The sequence below is a fragment of the Micromonospora sp. NPDC049230 genome, from assembly GCF_040647875.1.
In the GTDB taxonomy this organism is placed as follows: Bacteria; Actinomycetota; Actinomycetes; order Mycobacteriales; family Micromonosporaceae; genus Micromonospora.
The window spans coordinates 141,113-152,140 of sequence record NZ_JBEZCZ010000013.1 but is presented as its reverse complement, the minus strand read 5'-3'; the positions used below and the strand labels follow the sequence as shown (position 1 = coordinate 152,140).

The 11,028-nt window shown below is 73.3% G+C and carries 10 protein-coding genes; 4 read left to right on the top strand and 6 right to left on the bottom strand.

Annotated features, from left to right (window positions below; genetic code table 11):
• Positions 1-91: 91 nt before the first annotated feature.
• Positions 92-976: a hypothetical protein gene (locus tag AB0A95_RS14565; protein ID WP_357556184.1), complete on the bottom strand. Its 885-nt coding sequence runs from the start codon at positions 974-976 to the stop codon at positions 92-94.
• Between the two features lie 25 nt (positions 977-1,001).
• Positions 1,002-1,523 (bottom strand): VOC family protein, encoded by a 522-nt coding sequence (locus AB0A95_RS14560; protein ID WP_357556183.1) that lies wholly within the window; start codon positions 1,521-1,523, stop codon positions 1,002-1,004.
• Between the two features lie 49 nt (positions 1,524-1,572).
• On the opposite strand from AB0A95_RS14560, the gene AB0A95_RS14555 reads away from it, so the two are divergent.
• Both AB0A95_RS14555 and AB0A95_RS14550 read left to right on the top strand, forming a co-directional pair.
• Positions 1,573-2,034, top strand: a complete 462-nt coding sequence (locus tag AB0A95_RS14555) for a MarR family transcriptional regulator (protein ID WP_357556181.1) — start codon at positions 1,573-1,575, stop codon at positions 2,032-2,034.
• Between the two features lie 57 nt (positions 2,035-2,091).
• Positions 2,092-3,816: a tetratricopeptide repeat protein gene (locus AB0A95_RS14550; RefSeq protein WP_357556180.1), complete on the top strand. Its 1,725-nt coding sequence runs from the start codon at positions 2,092-2,094 to the stop codon at positions 3,814-3,816.
• Between the two features lie 10 nt (positions 3,817-3,826).
• Here the strand turns inward: AB0A95_RS14550 and AB0A95_RS14545 are convergent, their stop codons facing one another.
• Both AB0A95_RS14545 and AB0A95_RS14540 read right to left on the bottom strand, forming a co-directional pair.
• A complete protein-coding gene (locus AB0A95_RS14545; protein ID WP_357556205.1) occupies positions 3,827-5,170 on the bottom strand; it encodes an ATP-binding protein in 1,344 nt (447 codons plus the stop codon).
• A gap of 74 nt (positions 5,171-5,244) precedes the next feature.
• Complete coding sequence (locus tag AB0A95_RS14540) at positions 5,245-5,901, bottom strand: response regulator transcription factor (RefSeq protein WP_357556179.1); 657 nt, start codon at positions 5,899-5,901, stop codon at positions 5,245-5,247.
• A gap of 96 nt (positions 5,902-5,997) precedes the next feature.
• On the opposite strand from AB0A95_RS14540, the gene AB0A95_RS14535 reads away from it, so the two are divergent.
• Entirely contained in the window at positions 5,998-7,125 is a 1,128-nt protein-coding gene (locus AB0A95_RS14535) for a sigma-E factor regulatory protein RseB domain-containing protein (protein WP_357556177.1), read from the top strand.
• Positions 7,126-7,288: 163 nt separating this feature from the next.
• On the opposite strand, the gene AB0A95_RS14530 is transcribed toward AB0A95_RS14535, so the two are convergent.
• Positions 7,289-7,915, bottom strand: a complete 627-nt coding sequence (locus AB0A95_RS14530; RefSeq protein WP_357556175.1) for an SGNH/GDSL hydrolase family protein — start codon at positions 7,913-7,915, stop codon at positions 7,289-7,291.
• Between the two features lie 221 nt (positions 7,916-8,136).
• Between AB0A95_RS14530 and AB0A95_RS14525 the strand changes: the two genes are divergently transcribed.
• Complete coding sequence (locus AB0A95_RS14525) at positions 8,137-10,368, top strand: ATP-binding domain-containing protein (RefSeq protein WP_357556204.1); 2,232 nt, start codon at positions 8,137-8,139, stop codon at positions 10,366-10,368.
• 62 nt (positions 10,369-10,430) lie between these two features.
• Here the strand turns inward: AB0A95_RS14525 and AB0A95_RS14520 are convergent, their stop codons facing one another.
• A complete protein-coding gene (locus AB0A95_RS14520) occupies positions 10,431-10,853 on the bottom strand; it encodes a hypothetical protein (protein WP_357556173.1) in 423 nt (140 codons plus the stop codon).
• Between the last annotated feature and the right edge of the window lie 175 nt (positions 10,854-11,028).

The following is an 11,028-nucleotide window of genomic DNA, read 5'->3' as shown; positions in this document are numbered from 1 at the left end:
TCTCTTCCCCCACCCGCCGCTCGTGCGATCTTGTCACCGGCACCCCGCTCGGCGTCTACGGAGTCTCCGCGCCGGGCCCGGCGCGGGGGGCTTAGCGCTCTGGAGTGATCAGCTCGTCGCCGGCCAGCTTGCCGTTCTCGCGGTCGCGTCGCACTTCTCCGTCGTCCAGCAGGTCGGCCAGCGCGCGGTTCGCGTCGGCGGCACGGTAGACGGTCGCGGTGAGGGTGTGCCGGCGCAGCTCGGTGACCTGCCGTGGGCCGCCGCGACGCAACTCGGCCAGCAACGCTTGGGCCAGCGGTGTGACGTCGGGATCGCCGGCCACGTCGACAGGTGCGCTCATCGGGTCGACCGGGTCGCGGTAGCGCACGCCGAGGTCAGCGCCGACCGACCAGAGCGCGTCACGCACCGCTTCCAGACTCCGGTCCGAACGACTGCCGAACGCGACCACGCCGGTGCCCTCGTCGTCCGGCAGCACCGGTGCCAGCTCGGCGACCAGGGGGAAGCCGGCCGCGACGAGCGCGGCGCGGGCACTGCTGCCCGCGTGCAGCAGCACCTCGCCGGTGCGCCCGTTGGCGGCGGCCGTGAGCAGCTTCGGACCCACCGCACCCGGCACGTCCACGAAGGAGAACAGCGGCGAGCCTGCCGCGCCGGCAGCCTTGACGGCGACCGGCAGCCGATCCGGGTCGCCGGGCAGCAGGTGCACGGTGACCTCGGCGGGCAACTCCGCCTCGACCGGGCCGAGGCGGGCCGGCAGGTCGGGCGCGCCGTCGGCGAGCACCAGCACCGTCACCTGCCGGCCGCGCACCTGGTCGGCGTGCGTGCCGACCAGGTGCAGCGCGGCCATCGCGCCGCCCGCGTCGGTGCCGGCGAGTGCGACGGTGGCCCGCCGGGAGCGGTGCAGGGCCGTGGGCAGCCAGGTGCTCAGCTGGCGGACCAGCAGCGCACGAAGGAAATCGGTGGTCCGGTCGGTCGGCATCGGTCCGTTCTACCGTATGACCTGCTCAGGCCGGGACGGAGATCCCCACACCGCCGCGGGTCTGCCCGCCGTAGCGCTGCCGTTCGGCGTCCAGGTCGAGCCGGCCGATCTGCTTGCGTGCGGTCAGCGCGGCATCGTCGAGCAGGTTGGCGGGGACCAGCCAGACGATCTCGAACTCCAGGCCGTCCGGGTCCTTGCCGTAGAGGCTCTTGGTCGTGCCGTGGTCGGAGGTGCCGACCAGTGCGCCGGCGGCGACGAGCCGCTCGGCGGTGGCGGCCAACTCGTCGAGCGTGTCCACCTCCCAGGCGAGGTGGTAGAGGCCGACGGTGGCCCGGCCGGCTGTCGACCGCCCGGCACCGGCGCCGATCTCGAACAGGCCGAGGTCGTGGTCGTTGGTGGAGTCGGGGGCCTGGAGGAAGGTGGCGCCCCGGAAGCCGTCCGGGGTCATCGCCACCGGGCGGAAGCCCAGCACGTCGCTGTAGAACGCGACGCTGCGGGCGAGGTCACTGACGTAGAGGACCGCGTGGTTGAGCCGGTGGATACCCATGCCCCGAGGTTAGCCCACTTTGGTTGAACGTTCAACTACCCGGGTTATGATGGCCGTCATGACCCGCTGGCTGGACCCCGACGAACAGCGCACGTGGCGCGCGTACCTCGCCGCGTCCCGGATGCTGATGGACACCCTCGACCGCGAGCTCCAGCGCGAGGCGGGCATGCCGCACGCGTACTACGAGATCCTGGTCCAACTCTCCGAGGCCCCCGGTCGCCGACTACGGATGAGCGAACTCGCCCAGGCGGCGGGTTCGTCGCGCAGCCGGCTCTCGCACGCCGTGGCCCGGCTGGAGGCGGCCGGGTGGGTGCGCCGCGAGGATTGCCCCACCGACCGGCGCGGGCAGATCGCGCTGCTCACCGACGAGGGTTTCGCCACCCTCGCGGCCGCCGCACCCGGCCACGTCGAGGGGGTACGCCGGCATCTGTTCGACGCGTTGAGCCCCGCCCAGGTCGACCAACTGCGCCAAATCAGCGAAACCCTGGCCGACCACCTGAGGAGATCCTGACCAATCGACACCGGCGCGGGTCTTGTACTTACCGTCGTCGAATGAGCACGATGGGGCGTGTCTTCCGGCTTCGGCGAACTGACTGACCAGGCGCACCATCTCGTGTCGGCCGGCGACCTGGCCGGCGCGCAGCAACTGCTCGCCGACGCGCTCACCGACGCCGACCCCCGCCCCGCCAACGCCACCGACGAGTTGGCCGAGGCGGCCAGCCTCCAGGCGCGGGTGTTGGTCGCCCTCGGTGAGCCGCACTCGGCCCGGGGTTGGGCCGCCTTCGCGTACGCGGCGACCACCCGCTTGCACGGCCGCTCCGACCCGCGCACTGTCGCCGCCGCGGCGACCCTGGCCGCGGTGCTGCACCGGGTCGGCAGCCACTCCCGGGCCGCTCGGCTCTACCAGGAAGTCATCATCGAGCTGACCGCGCAGGATGGTCCGGAGTCACTGCGGGTGCTCGCCGCACACGCCGACCTGGCCACCGTCGAGTACGCCCGCGGCCAGTGCACTGTTGCCCGGGATCGGCTCCAGGACGCCTGGGAGCTGCACCGGGAGATCTACGGCGACGGACATCCCAGCGGCATCAAGATGCTGGCGCGGCTCGGGGCGATGCAGCGTGACTGCGGGCAGTTCACCGAGGCGCACGACAACCTGGCACTGGCACGTGAGCTGTGCCGGCAACACCTGCCCGCCGACGACCCGCTGGCCGCGCAGGTGGCGGCCCTGGCCCGGGCGGCGGCCAATCCCGACCACGCCTGCGCCGACAACCCGCCGACCGCCCGGGACACCCCGACGGTGCCGGCCGCCCGCGTTCCACCGCACGGCGACGACCCGACCGAGTTCGGCCGCCACCCAGCGGCACCCGCGCCACACCAGGCCGGGCCGGCGGCCGGCGGAACGGTGCCGAATCCGCGAATGCCGGCCGACGAACCGGTCGGGCCGGCGGGCACCACCTGGCCACCCGAGGCGGCGGAGGAGCCCACGCCCTACAGCACCGACGTTCCGGTGCCCCCGTCGGTGATCGGGTTGGCCGGCGGCACCGAGGAGCAGCCCGGGGTATACCGGCTGCACCGCCCCGCCACGCCGTCCGACCCGTACGCGACGCCCGACCCGTACACAGCCTCCGACCCGCACGGGGCCTCCGACCCGCACGGGGCCTCCGACCCGTACACGACCTCCGACCCCTACACGGCCTCCGATTCGCACGCGGCCTCCGACCCGTACCGGCCGCCGGACCCGTACGCGCCGCTTGAGCCCTACACGCCGTCCCGGTTGCTGCCGGTGCCCGTGCACCGGGCGCCGCGGGCGCCGCGCAGCCGGCTGGTGCCGGTGCTGGTGGCCGGCGTGGTCGTGGTGCTGCTCGGTGCGGCCGCGGTGATCGCCGGGGTGGCCCGGGTCGACGGCGACGACGATCCGACGCCACCGCCGGCCAGCGGCTCCCCCGCCGCCAGCCCGCCGGCCACCACCGCGCCCAACCCGGGCGGCGCCGCACCCACGCCGGCCGGCACCGCAGCGCCGACCGGCAGCCCGCCCGGCGCGGTGACGCTGCGCGACACCCGGGACAGCATCGCGCTGAACTGGACCTATCCGGCCGGCAGCGAGGGCCCGGTGGTCATCGCGGGTGGCCGCACCGGCCAGGACCGCAACGTCTTCGCGACCCTGCCCGCCGGCACCACCAGCTACGTCATCTACGCGCTCAACCGCACCAACGACTACTGCTTCACCGTCGCCGTCGTCTGGTCCACCGACACCGTCGCCAACTCCGAGCAGGTCTGCACCCGCCGCCGCTGACCCGACCAGCTCAGACCGGGTCGGCCGGCAGCAGCAGGCGCACCCGCAGTCCGTGCTGCTCCGGCGCGTCGGTCAAGGTGATGCTGCCGCCGGCACGTCGTACCGACTCCCGGACGATGGCCAGCCCCAGGCCGGCGCCGCCGTCGTCGCGGGCCCGACCGTCGTCCAGCCGGGTGAACCTGTCGAACACCCGCTCCCGGTCCGCCGCCGGGATCCCCGGGCCGTCGTCGGTCACCGTCACCAGGTGGTACGCCCCGTCCGTCCGCCGCGTCACCGGCGCCGCCTCGGCGGCGAGGACCACAGTGCCGTACGCGTGGCGTACCGCGTTGTCGACCAGGTTGGCCAGCACGCGCCGCAACTCGTCGGCGTTGCCGGTCGTCCACAGCGGGCCCGGCGGCATCGTCACCCGCACCGGCGGCGACGGGTAGCGGGCGGCGACCTCGGTCAGCAGCGCGCCCAGCTCCACCGGGCCGGTCCCCCGGGCCGGTGGGGCCTCGTCCAGGCGTGCCAGCAGGAGGAGATCGTCGACGAGTCGACTGAGCCGGTCGGTGTCGGCGAGCAGGTTGGCGGTCACCGCCGTCCAGTCCGTGCGGTCCGCGAGGCGCTGGGCCACCTCCAGCTCGGTCCGGATGTTGGTCAACGGGCTGCGCAGCTCGTGTGCGGCATCGGAGACGAACGCCCGTTGCCGCACCCGGCCGGATTCCAGCCGGTCCAGCATGCCGTTGAGGGTGACCGCCAACCGGTGGATCTCGTCGGCCGACGCGGGCACCGGCAGCCGGCCGGTACCGGCCCGCCCGGTGATCTCCTCGGCGCCGCGACGTAGCGCCTCGACCGGCCGCAGCGTCGCGCCCACCACCCGCCACGCCACCCCGGCCAGCACGGCCACCAGCAGGGGGAACGCCACCAGCAGGATGACCCGGACCGCGTGGGCGCTGTGCCGCACGTCGGCCATCGACCGGGCGACCAGCACGGTCAGCGGGTCGGCCGCGGTGCCGGCGGGTACGGCGACCACCCGGACCGGGCCGACGAGCCCGACCCGCTCCGCCGGCACCTCCAGCCGCTGCCGGCCGTCGTGGTCCAGCCGCTCGGGGCGGACCATGGGGACCAGCCGGTCGGCGTCGATCGAGGCGGCCCGGATCCGCCCCTGCCCGTCGACGACCTGGACGCGGACCTGCCCGCCGGCCACCGGCAGCGGGTCGGGCAACGCGTCCTCGGCGGCGAGTAGCGCGACCGCGTCCGCGGTCCGGAACGCCTCGGTGTCGACGGTTCGTTGGAGCACGAAGCCGAGCGCGCCGAGCAGCACCACGCCGCCCAGGGCGAGCCCGATGGTGAGGCCGAACACGCCGATCGCCATGAGCCGCCCCCGCAGCCCCAGCACCGGCATCCAACCGGTCCACGCCCGGCGGGTGGGCAGCGGAGCGTCGGTTGTCACATCGCCAGCCGGTAACCGACGCCCCGGACCGTCTCCAGCCGGTCCCGGCCGAGCTTGCGGCGCAGATAGCCGACGTACACCTCGACGATGTTCGGTGCGGTCTCCAGGCTCGCGTTCCACACGTGGTCCAGCAATTCGATCTTGGAGATGACCTGACCGGGTCGGCGCATCAGATAGTTCAGCAGCGCGAACTCCCGCGCGGTCAGCGTCACTTCGGCGTCGGCCCGGGTCACCCGTCGGCGGGCCGGGTCCAGCCGCAGGTCACCGACCTCCAGCACCGTCGGGCGTTCCGGCGCTCCCCGGCGCAGCAGCGCCCGCAGCCGGGCCAGCAACACCACGTACGAGAAGGGTTTGGTCAGGTAGTCGTCCGCGCCACAGTCGAGGCCGTCGGCCTGGTCGTACTCGCCGTCCTTGGCGGAGAGCATCAGCACCGGCAACCAGTGCTGCTCCGCGCGCAGTTGGCGGACCAGCTCGTAGCCGGAGAGGCCGGGGAGCATCACGTCGAGGATCATGGCGTCGTACTCGCCGTGCCGGGCCGCGTCCAGACCGGCCGGGCCGGTCCGCGCCACGTCCACCGCGAACCCCTCCGCCTCCAGGCCCCGTTGTAGGGCAGCCGCCAACCGGGCCTCGTCCTCCACCACAAGCAACCGCACAGTTCAAGGGTGCCACCCGGGTCAACCGACGGTGGTTCGGCGTCCTCAGCGCGTTCTCAGGACCGAGGGGGGAGGATGGTCGCAGGAGGTGCCACCATGTCCGTCCTGAGAAGCCGTCCCGTCCTGCGTTGGCTGGTCCCGGCCACCGCCGCCGTCGCCGTCATCGGCGGTGGAGCGGCGATCGGCACGTTCGCCGCCGAGGCCGAGCCGAGCCTGCCGCCGCGTACCGCCGCCCAACTCCTTGTCGACCTACAGACCTCTCGGCTGGAGGGGGTCTCCGGGACCGTCGTGCAGCGCGCCGACCTCGGCCTGCCGCCGCTGGTCGGGCTGGCCCCCGGCAACGAGCTGACAAGCATGTTGACCGGCACCCACACCCTGCGGGTCTGGTATTCCGGCCCGGAGCGGCAGCGGGTCGCGTTGCTGGACACCCTCGGTGAGCAGGACGTGATCCGCAACGGCCGGGACGTGTGGACCTGGGAGAGCCGCACCAACACCGCCCGCCACCGCGCGCTCGGCGACACCGAGGCCGGGAAGGCCGCACCGGAGGCGCGGCCGAACCTGCCGGCCACTCCGCAGCAGGCCGCCGACCTCGCGTTGGCCGCGATCGACCCGAGCACCGAGGTGAACGTCGGCCGCTCGGCGACGGTGGCCGGCCAGGACGCGTACGAGCTGGTGCTCCAGCCGCGCGACAAGGACTCCCTGGTGCACCAGCTGCGGATCGCCATCGACGCCAAGCAGCACGTGCCGCTGCGCTTCGAGGTGCTCGCGAAGGGCAGCGACCAGCCGGCATTCGAGATGGCCTTCACCCAGATCGACTACCGCCGGCCCGCCGACGACCAGTTCACCTTCAACCCACCGCCCGGTGTGACGGTCACCGAGGAGAAGGCCGAGCGACCGGGCCCGGGCAAGCCCGGCCACGTCAAGCCGGCGGCCGATCCGCAGGTACGCGCGGTGGGCACCGGCTGGACGACGGTGCTTGTCGCCCGCCTCGACGGGGCCCTCGGCGGCAAGCCGGCCGACGCGAAGCCGGCCGTGCCACCGGCCGGCGCCGCACCTGACATGGACCTGTCGAAGCTGCTCGGCGGGCTCGCGGCGGTCAAGGGCGACTGGGGTAGCGGGCGTCTGCTCACCAGCAAGCTGTTCAGTGTGCTGCTCACCGACGACGGCCGGGTTCTCGCCGGCGCTGTCACTCCCGAGCGGCTCTACCAGGCCGCTCGCGGCTGATCCTCCGGTGTCCGCGCCGGGTCGACCCTCGCGGTTGGCCCGGCGCGTCATCGTGTCCGACCCTGTCGCGCTAGCGGCTGCCACCGGTGTCGACGGGTGCTGAGTCAGGCCACCGGTGTCGACGGGTGCTGGGTCGGCGGCCGGTCGCGCCGGGGATGCTCAGTCAGCGGGCGCCGAGGGCGCTCAGGTAGGCGTCGGCGAGGACCGCGTGACCGGGCAGGTGCGGGTGGACGCGGTCGTCGGCCCAGCGCGCCGACGGGCTGACCGCCAGCACCCTGTCGAACGCCGCCTGGTTGGGCACGTGCACCGCGTCGAACTCGGCGGCCAGCCCCGCCACCACCGCCGCGTACCGGTCGGTGTCGGCGCGTTGCGGGACGCCGCGGTCCGCCTCGATGAGGAACGGGTCACCGAGGATCAACCGGCAGCCGGTGGCGGCGACCGCTCGCCGCAGCAGGTCGCGCAGGGTGCGCTCGTACTCCTCGATGCCGACGGCCTCGTGCGGGCGGTCACCGTAGTGCCGCCAGATGTCGTTGATGCCGATCAGCACCGACAGCCAGTCGGGGCGCTTGGCGATCGCGTCGTCATCCCAGCGGGCGGCCAGGTCCCGAACGGTGTCGCCGCCCACACCCCGGTTGACCCAGGTCAGCTCCAGCTCCGGGTGCCGGGCGTCGACAAACGCGCGGACGAGGCTGACGTAACCGGAGCCATAGGGCGCGGCGACGTCGCGTCGGCCACAATCGGTGATGCTGTCGCCGATGAAGACCACTCGTTGCCCGGCCCGCAGGATCATCCGACGCCACCTCGCGATCACCGGCGCGCCGGCTCGCCCGGCTTGGTGAGAACCGGCGGAACGCGCTATCTTCAACAGTTCGAGGACATAAAAAAGAACGGCTGAAAGCCGTTCCTGCAAGCGATTCTAATCTTTAGGGAGACGGCTTGTCAAGGCACTCCGGCGGTTCCGGCGAATTGCCGCTCGACGACGAGATCGGTCGCGAGCAGGAGTACGTCTCGATGCTCTACGACCGGCTGGACGGGCTGCGTGAGCAGGCCGCCCAGCGGCTCACCGCCGAGCTGCGCAACACCGGCGGCACCCTCCAGGACCGCTCGCAGCGCGACAGCTCGGTAGCGATGTACGCCGATCAGGTCGAGCAGTTCTCCGCCGTGGAGAACGGGCTCTGCTTTGGCCGTCTCGACGGTGACGACGACTCCCGCCACTACATCGGCAGGATCGGCATCTTCGACACCAGCGGTGACTACGACCCGCTGCTGATGGACTGGCGGGCTCCCGCCGCCCGCGCCTTCTACCTCGCCACCGCCGCGAACCCGCAGGGCGTACGCCGGCGCCGGCACCTGCGCACCCGGCAGCGCAAGGTGACCGGGCTCAACGACGAGGTACTTGACATCGACACCGCCTCCCCCGGCGGCCACGAGGAGCTGACCGGCGAGGCGTCGTTGCTCGCGGCCCTCAACGCGGGCCGGACCGGTCGAATGCGCGACATCGTCGAGACCATCCAGGCCGAACAGGACGAGATCATCCGCGCCGAACTGCCGGGCGTCATGGTGGTCCAGGGCGGCCCCGGCACCGGCAAGACCGCCGTCGCGCTGCACCGGGCGGCGTACCTGCTCTACACGCACCGGCGCGAACTCTCCAGCCGGGGCGTGCTGCTGGTCGGCCCGAACGCGACATTCCTGCGCTACATCTCCCAGGTGCTGCCGACGCTCGCCGAGACCGGCGTGCTGCTGCGTACCCAGGGTGATCTTTTCCCCGGGGTGAGCGCCCAACGGACCGAGCCGGCGCAGACCGCGGCGCTCAAGGGCCGGGCCGTGTTGGCCGAGGTCCTGGCGCTGGCCGTCCGGGACCGGCAGTGGGTGCCGGACGAGCCGCTGGAGATCGATGTCGAACGGGAGACGCTGACCCTCGACCCGGAGATCGTGCGGGCCGCGCGGGACCGGGTGCGCCGCGTCGACCGGCCGCACAACCTGGCCCGCACGCTGTTCGACACGGAGGTCGTGCACGCGCTCGCCGACCAGGTGGCCGAACGGATCGGCGCCGACCCGCTGGGCGGGGACAACCTGCTCGACGAGGCGGACCGGGCCGAGATCCGCCGCGAGCTGCGCGAGGAGACGGAGATCCAGGCCGCCCTCGACCGGCTGTGGCCGGTGCTCACCCCGCAGCGCCTGCTCGCCGACCTGTACGCCGACCCGGACCGGATCGCCGCCGCCGCGCCGATGCTGACCGAGGAGGAGCGGGCGCTGCTCCGGCGGGAGCCGGGCGGCTGGACGCCGGCCGACGTGCCGCTGCTGGACGAGGCCGCCGAGCTGCTCGGCGAGGACGAGCGGGCCGCCGCCGCCCGCCGGGACCGGATCCGGATGATGGAACGGGAGTACGCCGAGGGCGTGCTAGAGATCGCTCGCGGTTCCCGCTCGATCGACGTCGAGGACGAGGCCGAGGGCGGTGAGATCCTCGGCGTGACCGACCTGATCGACGCGGACCGGCTGCTGGAACGGCAGGAGGAGGCCGACCGCCTCACCACCGCGCAGCGGGCGGCCGCCGACCGGCGTTGGGCGTTCGGCCACGTGATCGTGGACGAGGCGCAGGAGCTGTCCCCCATGGCGTGGCGGCTGCTGATGCGCCGCTGCCCGAGCCGATCGATGACGATCGTCGGGGACGTCGCACAGACCGGCGCGCTCAGCGGCACCCCCTCCTGGGCGGACGCTCTCGCCCCGTACGTGGCGCAGCGGTGGCGGCTGACCGAGTTGACGGTCAGCTACCGCACGCCCGCCGAGATCATGACTGTCGCCGCCGACGTCCTGGCGCAGATCGACCCGGCGCTGCGTCCGCCGCGCTCGGTACGGGAGAGCGGCGTACCCCCGTGGGACCGCACGGTTCCCGACGAGCGGTTGGCGGCGGAACTCGTCGCGGCGGCCACCCGGGAGGCGGCGGCGCTGACCGAGGGTCGGCTCGGTGTGCTCGTGCCGGCCGGCCGGGTGGGCGAGTTGGGTGCCGCGCTGACCGGCGCGTTGCCGGAGGCCGCGGTGGGTGAGCACCCGGAGCTGGAGAGCCGGGTGGTGGTGTTGACAGTCGCGCAGGCCAAGGGGCTGGAGTTCGACTCGGTGCTTGTCGTCGACCCGGACCGGATGGTGGCCGAGTCCCCCCGGGGGCGCAGCGACCTGTACGTGGCCCTGACCCGCGCCACCCAACGCCTGGGCGTCCTCCGCCCCACCCCCATCGCCGCCCACTGAGTTGATCATGAGGTTGACGTGGACTGTGGCATCCCACAGCCACGTCAACCTCATGATCGCGGTTAGTCGGTGACGGAGCGGTCCTGGACCGACTTGGCTGGCTCCGGTGCCGACGTGGACTGGTCGCTGGTGTTGCCGCTCATCGGCGTGCTCAGGCCCCCGGTGGTGGCGTCGCCGGTCGTCGTCGGGGCGACAGTGCCCCGGTGCCGCTCCGGCTGGCGGGCCACCCGCCGTACGCTCGCCGGCCCGGCGGTGCCACCGGTGGTCGTCACCGCGCCCTGCCCGCCCACCGGGCCACCGTCGCGCAGCACCTGTGGATCGATCCGTTCCTTCGCCGGATCGAACGGGTCATCGCGCTGGATCTGACTCTCCACATCGGTGCGGGGCAGCGTCACCTCGTCGAGGGCGCCCTTGCCGTACACGCCGCCGGCGATCCGATCCTCGGCCTCGCGGGCGGCGTCCTGCCGCATGTCGTCCTCACGCACGCTCATCACCTCGCAGAAGCGGTGGAACCGACTGCGTGCCCGACCACCGGCCGACCAAACCCGGCCTGACCGGGAGGTCGTCCACGGCGGTTCACCCTCGCGCCGCCCACTGGCCGCCTGCCCGCAGTCCGAGATGTCCATGCTGTCCCGCGACCGGTGGGAGATGCCCGCCGGC

Excerpts from the sequence above, each read along its gene's own strand:
- AB0A95_RS14565 (WP_357556184.1), bottom strand. The coding sequence starts at position 976 with ATGCCGACCGACCGGACCACCGATTTCCTTCGTGCGCTGCTGGTCCGC.
- AB0A95_RS14560 (WP_357556183.1), bottom strand. The coding sequence starts at position 1,523 with ATGGGTATCCACCGGCTCAACCACGCGGTCCTCTACGTCAGTGACCTC.
- AB0A95_RS14555 (WP_357556181.1), top strand. The coding sequence starts at position 1,573 with ATGGCCGTCATGACCCGCTGGCTGGACCCCGACGAACAGCGCACGTGG.
- AB0A95_RS14545 (WP_357556205.1), bottom strand. The coding sequence starts at position 5,170 with ATGGCGATCGGCGTGTTCGGCCTCACCATCGGGCTCGCCCTGGGCGGC.
- AB0A95_RS14535 (WP_357556177.1), top strand. The coding sequence starts at position 5,998 with ATGTCCGTCCTGAGAAGCCGTCCCGTCCTGCGTTGGCTGGTCCCGGCC.
- AB0A95_RS14530 (WP_357556175.1), bottom strand. The coding sequence starts at position 7,915 with ATGATCCTGCGGGCCGGGCAACGAGTGGTCTTCATCGGCGACAGCATC.
- AB0A95_RS14525 (WP_357556204.1), top strand. The coding sequence starts at position 8,137 with ATGCTCTACGACCGGCTGGACGGGCTGCGTGAGCAGGCCGCCCAGCGG.